Origin of the sequence: Fervidobacterium islandicum (genome assembly GCF_000767275.3) — a bacterium.
Taxonomy (GTDB): domain Bacteria; phylum Thermotogota; class Thermotogae; order Thermotogales; family Fervidobacteriaceae; genus Fervidobacterium; species Fervidobacterium islandicum.
In genome coordinates, this window is record NZ_CP014334.2 from 1948014 (window position 1) to 1964356 (window position 16343).

13 protein-coding genes and 1 tRNA gene are annotated in these 16343 nt (G+C 40.1%); 8 read left to right on the forward strand and 6 right to left on the reverse strand.

Annotated features, from left to right (window positions below):
• Window positions 1-70: 70 nt before the first annotated feature.
• The 5 genes from NA23_RS09330 to NA23_RS09350 form a co-directional block, all read right to left on the reverse strand.
• Window positions 71-1096, reverse strand: coding sequence for a sensor histidine kinase (locus tag NA23_RS09330; protein WP_236938703.1), 1026 nt, complete (start codon window positions 1094-1096; stop codon window positions 71-73).
• The gene (locus NA23_RS09335; RefSeq protein ID WP_033192292.1) at window positions 1050-1772 is read right to left on the reverse strand and encodes a response regulator transcription factor; all 723 of its coding nucleotides are present in this window, start codon (window positions 1770-1772) and stop codon (window positions 1050-1052) included. The genes NA23_RS09330 and NA23_RS09335 overlap by 47 nt, the downstream gene beginning before the upstream one ends.
• Window positions 1769-2347 (reverse strand): phosphate signaling complex protein PhoU, encoded by a 579-nt coding sequence (phoU, locus tag NA23_RS09340; protein ID WP_427854523.1) that lies wholly within the window; start codon window positions 2345-2347, stop codon window positions 1769-1771. The genes NA23_RS09335 and phoU overlap by 4 nt, the downstream gene beginning before the upstream one ends.
• Complete coding sequence (locus tag NA23_RS09345) at window positions 2323-3252, reverse strand: DDE-type integrase/transposase/recombinase (protein ID WP_033191667.1); 930 nt, start codon at window positions 3250-3252, stop codon at window positions 2323-2325. The genes phoU and NA23_RS09345 overlap by 25 nt, the downstream gene beginning before the upstream one ends.
• A gap of 118 nt (window positions 3253-3370) precedes the next feature.
• Window positions 3371-4300 (reverse strand): DDE-type integrase/transposase/recombinase, encoded by a 930-nt coding sequence (locus NA23_RS09350; protein WP_249477056.1) that lies wholly within the window; start codon window positions 4298-4300, stop codon window positions 3371-3373.
• A gap of 128 nt (window positions 4301-4428) precedes the next feature.
• On the opposite strand from NA23_RS09350, the gene NA23_RS09355 reads away from it, so the two are divergent.
• Together NA23_RS09355 and NA23_RS09360 are read left to right on the forward strand one after the other, a co-directional pair.
• On the forward strand, window positions 4429-7830 hold the full coding sequence (locus NA23_RS09355; RefSeq protein ID WP_033192325.1) for a fibronectin type III domain-containing protein: 3402 nt from the start codon (window positions 4429-4431) through the stop codon (window positions 7828-7830).
• Window positions 7831-7947: 117 nt separating this feature from the next.
• Window positions 7948-8036: transfer RNA gene (locus tag NA23_RS09360), tRNA-Leu, on the forward strand.
• A 67-nt stretch (window positions 8037-8103) separates the two neighbouring features.
• On the opposite strand, the gene NA23_RS09365 is transcribed toward NA23_RS09360, so the two are convergent.
• Entirely contained in the window at window positions 8104-8907 is an 804-nt protein-coding gene (locus tag NA23_RS09365) for a flagellin (protein WP_033192326.1), read from the reverse strand.
• Between the two features lie 522 nt (window positions 8908-9429).
• Here NA23_RS09365 and NA23_RS09370 point away from each other — a divergent pair.
• The 6 genes from NA23_RS09370 to rfbB all read left to right on the forward strand — a co-directional run bounded on the left by NA23_RS09370 (window position 9430) and on the right by rfbB (window position 15937).
• Complete coding sequence (locus tag NA23_RS09370) at window positions 9430-10911, forward strand: hypothetical protein (RefSeq protein WP_052107243.1); 1482 nt, start codon at window positions 9430-9432, stop codon at window positions 10909-10911.
• 345 nt (window positions 10912-11256) lie between these two features.
• The gene (locus NA23_RS09375; RefSeq protein WP_033192327.1) at window positions 11257-12342 is read left to right on the forward strand and encodes a TDP-N-acetylfucosamine:lipid II N-acetylfucosaminyltransferase family protein; all 1086 of its coding nucleotides are present in this window, start codon (window positions 11257-11259) and stop codon (window positions 12340-12342) included.
• A 40-nt stretch (window positions 12343-12382) separates the two neighbouring features.
• Complete coding sequence (gene rfbA, locus NA23_RS09380) at window positions 12383-13255, forward strand: glucose-1-phosphate thymidylyltransferase RfbA (RefSeq protein ID WP_033192328.1); 873 nt, start codon at window positions 12383-12385, stop codon at window positions 13253-13255.
• Entirely contained in the window at window positions 13252-14334 is a 1083-nt protein-coding gene (locus NA23_RS09385) for a DegT/DnrJ/EryC1/StrS family aminotransferase (protein WP_033192329.1), read from the forward strand. The genes rfbA and NA23_RS09385 overlap by 4 nt, the downstream gene beginning before the upstream one ends.
• A 2-nt stretch (window positions 14335-14336) precedes the next feature.
• The gene (locus NA23_RS09390; protein WP_033192330.1) at window positions 14337-14918 is read left to right on the forward strand and encodes an acyltransferase; all 582 of its coding nucleotides are present in this window, start codon (window positions 14337-14339) and stop codon (window positions 14916-14918) included.
• A complete protein-coding gene (gene rfbB, locus NA23_RS09395; RefSeq protein ID WP_033192331.1) occupies window positions 14915-15937 on the forward strand; it encodes a dTDP-glucose 4,6-dehydratase in 1023 nt (340 codons plus the stop codon). The genes NA23_RS09390 and rfbB overlap by 4 nt, the downstream gene beginning before the upstream one ends.
• Window positions 15938-16343 lie beyond the last annotated feature (406 nt).

Sequence of the window (16343 nt, forward strand, 5' to 3'; positions counted from 1 at the left end):
TAAAAATGAAATAAAAAAGCCAGAATTATCTGGCTTTTTTCAAGTGTCAAAATCATTCTTTGTGAAAATACTATCTCAGATAAACGATAAACTCCGTTCCTATCATGCGCTGAGACTTAACTTCTATTCTGTAATCGGCAATGTTCGCAAGATGTTTCACTACAGCAAGCCCAAGGCCAGAGCCCGAAGCCATTTTGACAGCTGTAGACGTGCGGTAAAATCTATTGAAAATTTTCGGAATATCCTCATCGGGGATACCGACACCGAAATCACGCACTGAAATGTAATCTTGCGTAATCTTCACAATAACTCTTGAGTTTTCGAATGAGTATTTAACGGCATTTGAAATAAGATTTCTCAGTATGGTTCTAATTATGAACTCATCAGCTACGAGAGTATCAATACTAATTTGCTTTTCTATAGTGATTGACTTTTTTTGTGCAAGTTCGATGATATCATCGAGAACGCTATCAAGCAATCTTTTCACATTAATAAAAACTGGTTTGGGCGTGTACAAACCCAACTGCGCCATGGTTATATACTCAATCTGCTCTACGATTCTTTTAAGTCTGAGTGCCTGCTTTTCCACGGCAAGAAGCTTTCTTAGATTTTCTTCATCATCTTCATCTTCTATCATCTCAGATATAGTACTGAGCAACACACTAAGTGGATTTTTCAGCTCGTGCGCAACGAGAACTGACATGTTATCTTTTGCTTCTTGAAGAATTCTTTCCTGAGTTATATCTCGAAGGATTATAGCAGAAAGCTGCTTAACATACGTGATGTGGAAATGAATCCATCCGCCCTTCTTTCCTGAAAACACCTTATCCTCAAATTCCAAGTTGCCTTCCAAACCATCGGAATGAATAACATCAACGAGCAAAGTTCCTTTTTCTAAAATGAGAAGTTCGAACAGATCAGTACCTTCACACTCTCCAAAGAACTCTTTTGCCTTTTTGTTTGCGTACGCGATTTTCGAACCATCTAAGACAAGAAGCGCTTCTTGTACGTGATCCAAAAGCTTCAACGTAGTTTCACAACTCACTGATTTAGTGACTTGTTGATTCATTTGATTCGTTGATTCTCTCGGTTCCATCTGATTCAACGGAGGTATCCCCTTTCTTTGAGAATTTGTATCCAACTCCACGAACCGTTACGATCCAATTTTTACCAAGTTTTTTCCTCAAGCTGTTTATATGCACATCAATGACCCTATCGTAGACTTCGAACTCATCCTTCCACAACTCCTCAAGGATCTGCTCTCTGGAGTAAACTCTATCTGGTCTCTGAGCAAGTAGTCTTAATATTTCAAATTCCTTCGATGTCAGTTCTATCTTTTTTCCATCGTAGAACACAGTGTAATCTTCCGGAAATATCTCTAACTTACCGTAGCGTATAACCTCTTTAAGTCCTTTAGTTCTTCTGAAAAACGCCTTAACTCGTGCGACGAGTTCTCTCGTGTTGAAAGGTTTGCCGACATAGTCGTCGGCACCGAGTTCGATGCCTATTATCTTATCCAGATCAGTGTTCTTTGCGGATATAACGATAATACCGACATCCGGGAGCTCGGCCTTTATCTCCTGTATTTCGTTCAACGCGTTTCCGTCAGGCAACATGAGGTCCAGAACTATCAATTCCGGACTGAACTTTTCAACCTTTCTGTACATCTCACCGATGTTGTAAGCGACCTCTACCTCAAATCCTTCATTTTTCAGCATCCTACTTATATTTTCAGCAAGTAGACGTTCATCCTCAACAACGAGCACCCTCATAGCAGGTTCTTTAGCTCCTTTCCGGTTTCTATAAACACAATCTCTTCGCATATATTTGTCAAATGGTCAGCGACACGTTCTAAATCCCTGGCAAAAAGCACGTTCAAAACCAACGTATGGGGCTCAAACCCTTCAACGTCGTTGGTAACTTTTTTATCCAAATCATCGATGATGTCATCCATTTTCCACGTTTCCTTGGCAAGCTCTATGTCCCTTCTGGAAAAGGCCAACACGGTTTTCTGGAGCATATTGATAACCTCTCCGAACATCTGTTTAACCAAGTTCGAAGGTTTAAACTCCGGTAGATTCTCAGAAATCCAGAGCGTCTTTTCAGCAAAGTTGCACGCGTGGTCGCCTATTCTCTCAAGGTTGTTGGCCAGTTTCATTGCTGCAATCGTGTATCTCAAATCTTTACCAAGGGGATTGAACCTTGCGATTATATCTAAGACGAGATTTTCTATTTCTCTGTTGATATTATCTATTTCATCATCAAGGTCCAAAATCTTCTTAGACATCGACCGATCTAGGTTTTCGAAAGCTACGGATGCTGTTAACTTGTAGTGATGGAAGACAATAGAACACTCATAACACGCGCAATATCATTCCCGTTCAGTTTCAAGAGATTTCTCACTACACAAAAGCTATTTACGTACATTGGAAGATTCTCAATATTCTTAAATCCACGCTTGGCTCGTACAAAGTCTTGGAATAAGGAAAACTTCGATTCACATTGATTGTTTTGCCCAAGTCTCACAACAATATGATTGATATTCTTGTATAGTATCTTCACTGCACCATATGCACCAAGTCCATCTGTAATTAGTTCGATTGTTCTTTCGTTGTTACCAAAGAACTTCTCTAACAATATCTTCACTTGACCCATATCGCGATATTTGGATACATGCCAAGCAACAATAAGATTCGAATCGTGCTCAACTAAGAACCAAACGTAGTACTTTTTGGATTTAAACAAAACGACAGTTTCATCACCATGGACTTTGAAAGCATCTACAGGAACGAGGATGGAAAAGAAACAAGACAACTTAAGGATCCACTTGTAGATAGCGACATGAGAGACTTTGATATTAAGTGAGTCTCTGATGGAACGCAAGGACACAGCTTTGAAATAAAGGACGAAGGCTTTAAGGACAATAAAGATAGGGAAACGGAAGAACTTGAAAGAGTCGAAAGGAAGAGGGACAAATTGAGGTAAGTTAGTTGGGATTTCGTCTCTGGTATGGCAAGAACGGCAACGGAACTTAACGAAGGCTTTTTTGATTTTGTGGATTTGCATAGTTTTTCCACAGACAGGGCATTTAGGATAAGGGAAAGAGAAGAGCTTGTGTTTTTTTGAATGAACAAGTCTGAAAGTGCGCTTACAGTCTTTGCAAAAGTATTGTTGGTTACCGTACTTATCATGACCGTTTTTGTAGATGTTGGTAGAGCCGCATTTGGGGCAAGAGACTACAGAATTTTGCATAGTGGAGTACCTCCTTTTTGTGAGAATTGATGGTGGGGGGTGTTCCACTAATAAGAAGATAATACGGTTTTTGGAAATTTTCAATACTTTTAGTTAACAGCATCCACCTATGATGCTGTTAACTTGTAGTGATGGAAGACAATAGAACACAGATAACACGCGCAATATCATTGCCATTCAGTTTCAAGAGATTTCTCACTACACAAAAACTGTTCACGTACATTGGAAGATTGTCAATATTCTTAAATCCACGCTTGGCTCGTACAAAGTCTTGGAATAACGAAAATTTAGATTCACATTGATTGTTCTGCCCAAGTCTCACAACTATATGGTTGATATTCTTGTATAGTATCTTCACTGCACCATATGCACCAAGTCCATCTGTAATTAGTTCGATTGTTCTTTCGTTGTTACCAAAGAACTTCTCTAACAATATCTTCACTTGACCCATATCGCGATATTTGGATACATGCCAAGCAACAATAAGATTCGTCTCATGGTCAACTAAGAACCAAACATAGTACTTTTTGGATTTAAACAAAACGACAGTTTCATCACCATGGACTTTGAAAGCATCTACAGGAACGAGGATGGAAAAGAAACAAGACAACTTAAGGATCCACTTGTAGATAGCGACATGAGAGACTTTGATATTAAGTGAGTCTCTGATGGAACGCAAGGACACAGCTTTGAAATAAAGGACGAAGGCTTTAAGGACAATAAAGATAGGGAAACGGAAGAACTTGAAAGAGTCGAAAGGAAGAGGGACAAATTGAGGTAAGTTAGTTGGGATTTCGTCTCTGGTATGGCAAGAACGGCAACGGAACTTAACGAAGGCTTTTTTGATTTTGTGGATTTGCATAGTTTTTCCACAGACAGGGCATTTAGGATAAGGGAAAGAGAAGAGCTTGTGTTTTTTTGAATGAACAAGTCTGAAAGTGCGCTTACAGTCTTTGCAAAAGTATTGTTGGTTACCGTACTTATCATGACCGTTTTTGTAGATGTTGGTAGAGCCGCATTTGGGGCAAGAGACTACAGAATTTTGCATAGTGGAGTACCTCCTTTTTGTGAGAATTGATGGTGGGGGGTGTTCCACTAATAAGAAGATAATACGGTTTTTGGAAATTTTCAATACTTTTAGTTAACAGCATCTCACAACCAAAGGGGGGAGATTTCATGAGGAAAGTATTCCTATGGTTTTTTGTTCTTCTCGCACTTGTATCTACTATAGCGTTTTCGCAAGTGACACAAACAACGCCTTTAGCAAGGTTGTATTACGAGCTGAAAGCACTTCTTGAAAACCCGAACGTTGATCTCAAAGAAGCACTCGACACGTTACTTCAAAAGTACGCCCCCATCGTTGAACCAATCTTACCTCCAGGTGAATACGAAGAGTACAGCCTTGGACTTTCAGAACTCGACAAGGCACTATTAGAAAACGGTATTTGGATTACGAGAGCTACTGTCGAAATATTCAATCAGGAAGTTGTAGAAGGTCCGTTCCTTTTGAACTACGATAGAGAAACTGGTCAGGCAACCGGATTAATTACAAAGCTCAAAGCAGGTAAATACAACGTGATCGTCAAAGTCCTCGGTTTAATCGACAAAAAGGACGAAAGAGTGGTTGCATACGGTCGAAGAGACGGAGTAGAAGTTGTGAGAGATAGGATATCTCTCGCAAACATTCCATTAACGGTTTTAATAGGTTCCGGTGGAGTGCTCATCAACGCGTTGATCGATTTCCAAAATACTGAGTTTGTGCCTGGAGAATTCGAAGGAATTGAACCAACAGACGGTGCTACTGACGTGCTTCCAACAGTTACTTTGGAATGGCAATCGAAACGCGCAAAAACGTACGACATTTACTTTGGAGAAGAAGGTAACCTACAACTGTTGGAAAAGAACTACTTTGATAACAAATACGAAGTCAAAGGTTTGAAACCTTCAACAACATATGAATGGAAAATAGTTGCCAGAAATGCTTTCGGAGAAACAGAAAGCAAAGTCTTTAAGTTCAGAATTGGCGATGCTCCAACTGTTCCAGATAACCCCGTTCCGTACGACGGTGCACAGAAGGTATGGATTGAGCCTCGTCTGATGTGGCAATCAGAAAGAGCTTCGAGTTTTGATGTGTACCTTGGAAAATCTCCTGATGAGTTGCAACTTGTTGCTACCGTTGATGAACCGGAATATGACACCGAAAGGCTTGATCTCGGAACGGTTTACTACTGGAAAGTTGTTGCGAAAAACGCGTATGGTGAGACCGAAGGACCTGTTTGGATCTTCTCAACCGGTGATGTTCCAACCAAACCAGAATTAATTGAACCGAAAGGTGAAAAAGTTTGGATACAGCCAACATTTAAGTGGATAAGCGAGGATGCGAACGAATATGAATTGTACCTCGGAACAGATGCGAGTAGCTTAGAGCTTATAGCTACAACCACGGAACCCGAATTCACATTACCATATGAACTTGAAATGGACACTGCATTTGCTTGGAAAGTAGTTGCCAAGAATGATTTTGGCGCAAGTGAAAGCGAAATTGAAACATTTAAAACTGGTAAGGCTCCAGTCTTCTTGAACATTTTGAGCCCGGCTGATGGTGAAGAAGATGTCTGGAAAGACCCAGAACTTGCATGGGAATTCGACTGCGCAGATACCTACGATGTGTACCTTGGAAAATCCGAAGAAGGCTTAGAACTTATTGCGGAAGATATTAAAGATAGCAAATTGGTTGTGAACGACCTTGAACTTGGTACAACGTACTATTGGAAAGTTGTTGGGAAGAATAGATTTGGCGAGGCCGAAAGTCCAGTTGTTAAGTTCACCGTTGGAAATGTTCCAGCACAGCCGTTTAATCCATATCCTGAAGACGGTGCAGTCGATCAATTCAACAACCTGGTGCTCAGATGGGAAAGTGCAAAAGCGGATTCGTATGATCTATACATAGGATTCTCACCAGACGAGCTCGAATTGTTTGCTTCAGACATGTTAGAAAGCGCAGTGGAAGTTACAGACTTACTATTTGGTACAACGTATTATTGGAAAGTTGTTGCAAAGAACAGATTTGGAAGCACGGAAGGACCTGTTTGGAAATTCACAACAGGTCAAGTACCAGAACAACCGAGAGCAATTTATCCAAAAAATGGTGCAATAGAAATCCCCGTTGATGTAACCCTCAAGTGGGAAAGTGAAAGAGCGGAAGAATTTGAGCTCTACTTTGGAACGGTATCGCTGGAATTAATTGCTCAACTCAAGGAAGCACAGGCAGAATACGAACTTCCAACACTTCACTTTGGAACGGAGTACAAATGGAAGGTCATAGCCAGAAACAAATTCGGAGAAGTTGAAAGCGAAGTATTCTCATTCAGGACGAAACTCCCGACAATCCAAAAACAAACTTTGCTTGGTCACTCAGGTCAAGATACGGCAAGAAAAGTTGTCAAGACAAGCGATGGCGGTTACATACTGGTTGCAAGCACACAATCGAGCAAACTCGAAGGTTTCAAAGGTGAGTCTGATATACTCGTTATAAAGCTGAACAAAGAACTTGAAATTCAGTGGATGAAACTACTTGGTGGTACTGGCTGGGATGAAGCTGCGGATGTCAAAGAGGTAGCAGACGGATACGTTGTGCTTGGGTACACATTGTCGAAAGAAGTTGATGGTCAAGTTAACAAAGGTGGATGGGAATACCTGCTTGCCAAACTTGATAAAGAAGGAAATACTAAATGGCTAAAACTCTACGGTGGAACGGGTAACGACATACCATCCAAAGTCATCGTAACATCCGACGGCGGTTTCTTAATCGTTGGTACAACCAACTCAGTCAACGGTGATACTCGCGGAAACATCGGAACATGGGACAGCTGGCTACTCAAACTTGATTCACAAGGAAACATCGTTGTAAGTAAGACATTCGGCGGTTTGGATAGAGATAAGGCTATAGATGTAATTGAACTCGAAGACGGTTATCTTGTTGCAAACGTTACATACTCGCTCGAAGGAAACATTCCATACAACCATGGAACATCTGACATCTGGATATTCAAAGTGAGCAAAGACTTAAGCGCAATAAGCATAAATATTGCAATTGGAGGAACAGATCAAGACGAGGTCTCGAGAATAATCAAAACAAGGGATGGTAACTTCTTAATTGTAGGTTACACAACATCTGTTGATGGAGACGTGCAACAAAACGCTGGCTACTGGGATGTACTTGTTGCGAAGATTAACCCAGAAGGTAAAATCCTGTGGCTCAAGACGTTTGGTGGTGCTGAAGAAGACATCGCTTATGCTGGTGCGGAATTCGTAGATGGAGGCTTTGCAATTGTTGGATACACGTTCTCAAAAGTCGATGGTCAAAAAGGTGCCGCAGACGTTTGGTTGATTGATATTGATAACGATGGCAACCTAAGATGGTCAAAGACATACGGTGGAAGCTTGGCAGATTACGGATATGACGTATTTATCGAAGAAGACGGCACAATACTCGTGGTTGGCACCTCGTTCTCCAGGAATGGGGATCTTGGAATCAACCTTGGTGGTAGCGATATTTGGCTGTTTAAAGTAAAATAAGTAATCTTAACAGCAATCGGCGCTCGAAAGGGCGCCGATTTTTTCTATAGCAAACTCAAAATCTATCTTGAAAAATTCCTGTACAAATGATAAAATAACTTACGCCCAAGGTAACGTGCCGAGGTGGCGGAATTGGCAGACGCGGTTGACTCAAAATCAACAGGGGTTCAAACCCCGTGCGGGTTCAAGTCCCGCCCTCGGCACCAAAAATAAAAAACAAAAAAGCGGTGGAGCAATCCACCGCTTTTTTCTTGTTTCCGGTCGGAGTTATGGCTATCCAAGTAACCTTAGAACATTCAAGGCGTTCACGTTAGATTGACCAAGTATACCCGCAGTTGCCTGCTGCTGCAATCTTGTCCTTATCAAATCCATCATACCACGTGCCATATCTGTGTCTGTCAAAACACTCACGGAGGAGGTGAGGTTTATCATCGTGTTGCTCAGTTCCCTTGCTGCACCTTCAAGCCGGTTTGTTACACCGCCAACGTAACTTCTCGTTCGCGAAACATTCTCTATTGCTGAATCGAGTGCTCTAAGGGCATTTTGAGCATTTTCAGTACTGTTAAGATTCACATTTTCAAGTCCTAAAGACCTAATGTCCATGCCTGGGAGGGTGATCCTCATTCTCTGTCCTTCATTTGGACCAAGTTGCACTTGCATGTCCTTAATATCACCACCAAGAACTCTTCTGTTGTTATATGTAGTCTGATCGACCACCTTGTCTATACCTTGTGCCAACTGTGAAAATTCCTGCTGTAAAGCCGCACGCTCATTTTCCGAAAGGGTCCCATTCGAAGCTTGAACTGCTAACTCCCTCATTCTTTGGAGGTTGTTTGAAATGCTTTGAAGACCGCCTTCTGCAACGTTCATAACGCCGATTGCATTGTACGTACTCATCATAGCTTCGCGATAGCCGTTGATTTGCGAACGTATGCGCTCGGCTATCGCTCCAAAAGCCACGTTCTGTTGAATTGGTACAGTTGCCTGTGTTAAACTCTGCATCTGGCTATTGTGATGCGTTTGCAAATTTTGAAGGTACCTAATAGCCCACATTCCTACGTTGTTATTAATCCTCATGACCATCCCTCCCTACCGGCATGGACGGGGAACAAATGGAGCAAAAATCTAATAAACTTTATCTAGCCATTTCTTGTGCTCTAATATATTAGACCATCGATGGGTGAAAATCGTTCAAAAATTTTTTGGAATAGTAACAGCCGAAAAAACACGCTTAGTTTATGGGGAAACATTAGGAACTATCACTCTATGATATGGGACGTAGATATCCCGATTGTAAGATTGGAATCGGCAGAGGTTAGAATTCAGCAATAAGCATATTCAAATTGGCAGTTTCGAATTGATTTGTGGCGAAATGTGTGAAGTGAAGAGCTTGTACCAAGGTATAAGGTACTGTGGATAAATTCCTATATTTTGGTAATTTATTGGCGATAAGATGAGAAAGACATTGCCTGCAGAGAAATCCTATCTCGTTCAATGAGTAGAAAAGTCAGGAAGACTGCTAATAGGATTCGGTATGAACATTGGAGAAACATATAATTGTAACCTATCCGCTATGAATAGAGGCAGGGATGTTTTTTTATGGGTGAAAACAATCTGGAGAAAGCAAAACTCACGATACGAAAGCTAATCGATCTCAAAGAGCTAAGTGATGCAAAAGCTCTTGCAATTGACTATGTTAGGATTAATCAAGAAGATCCGGATGGTTATTTACTGCTTGGGGAGATCCTTGCTCTACAACAAAAATATAGTGAAGCTTCAGAAATACTAGAGAAAGGCGTAATAAGGGACTTCAAGAATTCATATATTCACAACGGATTAGGGGTTGTTTACAGGCAACTTGGAGATTATATTAGTTCACTAATTCACTTTTATCAAGCAAAAAGATACTCGAATGATTTGGAACTTACAGAGTTTGCAGAAGAGAATATCAATGAGGTCAGCAAATTCCTGAGCAACGAGGAAAAAACGAATATAATTCAGGCTCTGGAGAACATAAGAAAGGTTTTGTTTATTCAGGATATCCCTTGTATCCGCACCAAAAAAGTTGCAAAAGTGTTGGCGTCGAAAGGAATACAAACGGACCTATTATATCTCTCAGCTCATCCATCGCAGCTTTACCGAGACTATGATATACCATATAAGAACATTTATCGCATCGGTGACTTGCATAAAACTGTAGAATTTATCAATAAAAGTGATTATGATGTCCTATACAGTTCCAACGAACCAGATTACCTAACTGTGCTATTCCTCTCTACGAACAAGCCTGTTGTTCACGATACACACGATATGATGTCACTAAGAGGTAAGCTTAGTAACGAACAAATAGTTCTTGAGTATATAGCAAATACTATGGCATCAGGTAACATATACACACACGAACTTGTGAGAGACATAGCCCTAAATAGATTTCCCATTGAAGGTAAGCCGATATTAGTAATTGAAAACTACGTTGAAAAGTCGATGATTCCACAACAAAGAAAACAAAAACTAAGTGTTAATGACGGTGAAATCCATTGTGTTTACGAGGGTGGCCTTGCTAGCGTTCCAGGGCACCATAGGTTCTTAGAAGAATACTTTTTGAAAATCGCCAGAGAAAGAGTACATATTCACATCTATGGAAATGTTGATCAAAATTACATCAGGAGCCTGATCAAAAAATCAGAGTACATTCATTACGAAGGAACGCTAGCACCAAATGACCTTTTAAGTGAACTTACAAAATATGACATAGGACTAGCAATTTTCAATGTTAACGATACCAATAGGGCGTTTTTAGATAGCGCCTCACCGAACAAGGTTTTTGATTACTTAGCTGCTGGACTCCCCATTGGGTTCAGTAATTTGACCTCTTTTAAACTGTTTAATGATAGGTACAAGGTAGGAAAAATTCTAGATTTTAAAAAGCCGTTATTGCCACAGCTAAGGAAGATCCTAGAGATTAAGATACCTGAAGATTTTCTAGTCAAAAACAAGCTTACCTTCAATGATCAAGCTTGTAAGATTTTGAATTTCCTAAAGGATGTGAAACATAAGTATAAAAGTAGTACTACACGATAGGTATTTGAGAGTATCAAGAGTTTTACTGGAACCTGAAAGTATATTTTAACTAAGAACTGCAAAAAAAGTATATTTTAACTAAGAACTATAAAGAACTGCAAATCGAGCGAAACTTTCCTTGGTAGAAAAGAAGTTTGCCTTTCATAACATGTAGTTTTTGGAAGGGAACAACTACAAATGGCTAACTAATAGATAAAATTCCCAGAACTATGACGTAAGAGTTTCTAAAACTCCTTACTCAACCTAAGTATTTCGGCCTGACAAGTTCTCGGTTTTGTAGGCCATATAGTGTGCAAAACAGTAGTCTTGCTTCCTAAAACCGTGCACAAAAAGGAGGCTAATGATATGTATTTGCATCTTATCTGTACGAATCCTAATTCTGTTTACATAAGAGCATTTGTTGAGTTCATTTCTAAAAACTTTAATGTTAACGAACACCTCTTTTTAACTAGTTCTCCTACGAATAATTATCAAACTGAAGAATTCAGAAAACTTGGAATTCGGATAAGCAACATCAAATTCTCATCGTCTATTGATGTAGAATATTTATCGATGCTTGCAAAAGATTCTGACAAAATACTTATACACTCAATGTTTGCTACTGACTGGCTTTCTTGGCTGTATAATAAACAAGAGATCCTTAAGAAGTCGATATGGGTTGCTTGGGGAGGAGATATCTACAATTTTTGGTTGAAAGGAAGAAAATATCACTCCTTCGAACTATTGATTGAATATTTCAAGACGGAAATAATAAAGAATATACATGGTATTGCTTGTTTAGTTCAAGAAGATTATAACTTTGTTAAAGAAATGTATATAACGAATGCCATTTACTATTACGTTTTCTATCCGAATCCGGTAAACTTCTACACACTTGACGAAGCAACCAGTAAGATAGGTACTAAGCAAAATAATGGAAGGCGAATGCTTCTTGGCAATTCCGCAACATGGACTAACAATCACATGGAAGTACTAAAAGCTCTGGCAGAATTTCTGGATGAGGACTATGAAATAATATGTCCTCTCTCTTATGGTGATTTACAATACGCAAACCAAGTCATTCAATTCGGTAAAAGATTATTTGGTGAACGGTTCATCCCACTTACAGACTATATGAAACCGGAAGATTATGCTGTGCTTCTTTCTACTGTTGATGTAGGAGTTTTTAATCATAATAGGCAGCAGGGATTGGGTAATATCCTGGCTCTTTTATACTTGATGAAAAAGGTTTATATTCGTAGTGATGTGACTACTTGGGCATTTCTTAATAGGCTGGGAATAAAAGTCTTTGATACAAAGGAGATACTCAACGGTAGCGTAACAAACCTGTTTGATTTTGATAAAGACATAGGCTTGGAAAACAGAGAAATAGTAAGCAAAGAATTCTCCGAACAAAAAGCGGTCGAAGTTTGGCAAAAATTGTTGGAGTAAAAAATTGCTGCATCGTTTTTTTGAGAGGTGACTGCCTGAGATGAAGGGGATAGTCTTAGCGGGAGGTTCAGGAACGCGCTTTTATCCTGCCACAATAGCGGTAAACAAGCAACTCCTACCATTGTACGACAAACCACTGGTATACTATCCGCTCTCTGTGTTAATGCTCGCAGGAATTCGAGAGATTCTCGTTATTTCAAGTGCTGAGTACCTGCTACTTTACCAAAAACTCCTTGGTGACGGTTCGCATATAGGCGTTCGTTTCGAGTACAAAGTTCAGCAACAACCAAGAGGCATTGCTGAAGCTTTTCTGATTGGAGAAGATTTCATCGAGGATGATCCAGTGTGCCTTGTGCTTGGAGATAATGTGTTTTTCGGTCAAGCTTTTACACCGATACTGCAACGGGCAGCGAGATTAAAAGAAGGTGCGATAATTTTTGCCTACCCTGTGCGAAATCCAAAAGACTTTGGCGTAGTTGAGTTCGATGAGAATTTCAATGCGATAAGTATTGAAGAAAAGCCAGCAAATCCAAAATCAAACTACGCGGTGCCAGGATTGTACTTCTACGATAACAATGTCGTGGAAGTAGCAAAGACAATAAAGCCATCATGGCGAGGGGAACTGGAGATTACGGATGTGAATAAGGAGTACTTAAGGATGGGGAAGTTGAAGGTAATTCCATTGGGCCGAGGCTTTGCGTGGCTTGATACAGGCACACCGGAAAGTTTTCTTGAAGCAGCGAATTTCGTTGCAACGATACAAAAACGTCAAGGATTATACATTGCTTGCTTAGAAGAGATAGCATACCGAATGGGGTTCATATCAAGAGAGCAATTAATTGAGCTTGGAAAAAGGATGGAGAAAACGGAGTATGGTAGGTATCTATTAGAAATAGGGAGAGAAGAACGATGATAAATGTGACAAGAAGTGTAATGCCGAGTTTGGAGAAATACGAGGAAAAGATAGAAAAGCTTTGGGAAACGCGGTGGCTGACGAACAATGGAAGCTATCTACAAGAACTTGAGCAGAAATTGTCAGAGAGGTTTGGGACAAATTGTGTGGTGGTCTCAAACGGAACGCTCGCACTTTTGATTGCACTTGAGCTTTTTGAATTTCCGAAAGGCTCAGAGATTATTGTAACACCATTCACATTTGCAGCGACTGTTGAGGCTATAATCTGGCAAGGATATGTTCCTGTGTTTGCTGACATTGATCCGCAGACGTTCAATATTTCACCATCCGAAATAGAAAAAAAGATAACAGAAAAGACAGTGGCGGTCATGCCGGTGCACGTGTTCGGAAATCCATGCGAAGTTGAACGAATCGAAGAAATAGCTAAGAAGCATAACTTGAAAGTAATATACGATGCTGCACACTGCTTTGATGTGTATTACAAGGGTAATTCGATATACAAATACGGTGATGTTTCAATAGCGAGTTTTCATGCAACAAAGGTGTTCCACACAATAGAAGGTGGAGCGATAATGTCTGATAATAGTGAATTAATAAGAAAAGTAAAGAGATTAAGGAATTTTGGATTTGATGAGAATATAAACATAGTTGAAGCGGGAATAAATGCGAAGATGAATGAGTTTCAAGCCGTGATGGGGCTTTTGAACCTTGAAATTGTTGACGAAGAGATAGCAAAAAGAAAGATGGTTTTTGAAAAGTACAAAGAGCTGCTTTCAAAAGCTCGAGTGGAGTTTCAGAAAATGAATCCATTCACCACAAAGTACAACTATATATACATGCCCGTTTTGTTTGAGACCGAGCAGGTAAGGGACTTGGTCTTTGAGGAGCTTAAAGTGGCAGGGTACAACACGCGAAAGTACTTTTATCCTTCGCTGAATAAGGTATTTTCAAATCAGTCATGTCCTAACGCTGAGGATATAGCTTCACGGATACTACACTTGCCTTTGTACGGTGATTTGGAGGGTGAACACGTTGAGAACGTATGCAACATCATCATGAAAATAGCGGGGGTGAAGTGAAGATGGCTGTCAGAACGTCATTCTATACAAGGGAAGAGCTGGAAGAAATAGGATTTGCAAAGCTTGGGCAGAATGTTCTGATAAGCAGAAAGGCTTCTATATATTCACCTGAGTTGATGGAAATCGGGGATAACGTAAGGATAGATGATTTCTGTATAATTTCTGGAAAGATAAGATTGGGCAATTATATCCATATTGCATCTGGATGCTATCTTTTTGCTGGAGAGTATGGTATAGAAATGGAAAACTTTTCTGGTCTGTCAAGTAGGGTTACAATATATGCTGTGACTGATGACTACAGCGGTAAATATTTGACAAATCCTACTGTACCTGAAGAATACAGAAATGTGATTGGGGGTAAGGTTCACATTGGAAGACATGTAATTATAGGTACTGGGGCAACCGTGCTCCCAGGTGTGGATATTGGAGAAGGTGCGGCCATAGGTGCTATGAGCTTGGTTACGAAATCTATACAACCATGGAAAATAGCGTTTGGTATACCTGCGAAAGAAGTTCGTGAGAGAAGCAAAGAACTGCTTAAACTAGAGCAGGAGTTTTTGAAGGGTAGGTCGGACGCAAAATGAAATACCTAATCACCGGGGGAGCAGGTTTTATCGGAACGAATTTTATCTATTACATGCTTGAGAAACATCCCGAGAATGAGTATGTGTGTTTGGACAAACTGACGTACGCAGGTAATTTGGCTAATTTGAAGAAAGCAATGGAATACAAGAACTTTCAGTTCGTTAAAGGTGATATAACAGACAGGGAATTTGTGTTTAACCTGTTTGAGCAAGAAAAGTTCGATGTTGTTGTGAACTTAGCAGCAGAATCGCACGTTGATAGGTCCATAGAAAATCCAGGCCCTTTTCTTACTACGAACGTGCTTGGAACACAAGTGTTGCTTGATGCGTGCAGAAAGTACGGTGTGGTAAGATTTCATCAGATTTCAACCGACGAAGTTTATGGGGATTTGCCACTTGACAGGCCTGAGTTGAAATTCAAAGAAAGTGATCCTTTGAAACCATCTTCACCGTACTCAGCTTCAAAAGCGTCAGCTGATTTGCTCGTGCTTGCATATCACAGAACGTACGGTTTGCCTGTTACCATCTCAAGGTGTTCAAACAACTACGGACCGTACCAGTTTCCAGAAAAACTAATTCCCCTGATGATAATAAATGCGATGAACGAAAAAGAGCTACCGGTTTATGGAACAGGGCAGAATGTGAGGGATTGGATATACGTAACAGACCACTGCGAAGCGATAGAATTGATACTTGAGAAAGGCAGAGTGGGGGAAGTGTATAACATAGGGGGAAATTGTGAGAAGAGAAATATAGACGTTGTGAAGATGATAGTTCAAAAGTTAGGTAAGTCAGAAGAACTGATAAGGTTTGTGAAGGACAGGCCAGGGCATGATTTGAGGTATGCGATGGATATTAGCAAGATGAAAGAGGAATTCGGATGGGAGCCGAAGGTTGGATTTGAGGAAGGAATTGAGAGGACGATAGAGTGGTATAAAGCTAATAAAGAATGGTGGAAGGAAATCATTAACGGGGAGTACATGGAGTATTATAATAGAACATATGGACACATGTATTAAGAAATTTGAGTCGAATTACTGAAACTTCAAAATTATTCTTCCGGCGCATTTGTTTTAGATCGTTCTAAACAAATTATTGGTATGTGATCTGTTTTGAGCAGGAAGACCAAGGGTTCCAAAGTTAACTAAATTATTGAATGTCTTTTACCTATTTCTTCGGTTATCGAAATATCCTAATAAGAATAACCTTGTCTCCGAATGCCATGTACCTATTCTCTGTCTAAACTACGCTGCTTAAAATCACACGTTCTAAAAGATATCTTCTACTTTTGTTTTTTCTCTTTGTGCAAAGCTACCTTGCGTCAGAAGCTCGACTTCTTAAGCGCAGTCTCATTTTCTTTAGGAGATTTGGATAAGGGCTTCTATCTAATCTCTCACTGGGCGTTTTGCTAAAAAAACTTCTTTG

Coding starts and splice junctions, on each gene's coding strand:
- NA23_RS09330 (WP_236938703.1), bottom strand. CDS start 1,096: ATGGAACCGAGAGAATCAACGAATCAAATGAATCAACAAGTCACTAAA.
- rfbA (WP_033192328.1), top strand. CDS start 12,383: ATGAAGGGGATAGTCTTAGCGGGAGGTTCAGGAACGCGCTTTTATCCT.
- NA23_RS09345 (WP_033191667.1), bottom strand. CDS start 3,252: ATGCAAAATTCTGTAGTCTCTTGCCCCAAATGCGGCTCTACCAACATC.
- NA23_RS09335 (WP_033192292.1), bottom strand. CDS start 1,772: ATGAGGGTGCTCGTTGTTGAGGATGAACGTCTACTTGCTGAAAATATA.
- NA23_RS09355 (WP_033192325.1), top strand. CDS start 4,429: ATGAGGAAAGTATTCCTATGGTTTTTTGTTCTTCTCGCACTTGTATCT.
- NA23_RS09385 (WP_033192329.1), top strand. CDS start 13,252: ATGATAAATGTGACAAGAAGTGTAATGCCGAGTTTGGAGAAATACGAG.
- NA23_RS09375 (WP_033192327.1), top strand. CDS start 11,257: ATGTATTTGCATCTTATCTGTACGAATCCTAATTCTGTTTACATAAGA.
- NA23_RS09350 (WP_249477056.1), bottom strand. CDS start 4,300: ATGCAAAATTCTGTAGTCTCTTGCCCCAAATGCGGCTCTACCAACATC.
- NA23_RS09365 (WP_033192326.1), bottom strand. CDS start 8,907: ATGAGGATTAATAACAACGTAGGAATGTGGGCTATTAGGTACCTTCAA.
- NA23_RS09370 (WP_052107243.1), top strand. CDS start 9,430: ATGGGTGAAAACAATCTGGAGAAAGCAAAACTCACGATACGAAAGCTA.
- NA23_RS09390 (WP_033192330.1), top strand. CDS start 14,337: ATGGCTGTCAGAACGTCATTCTATACAAGGGAAGAGCTGGAAGAAATA.
- rfbB (WP_033192331.1), top strand. CDS start 14,915: ATGAAATACCTAATCACCGGGGGAGCAGGTTTTATCGGAACGAATTTT.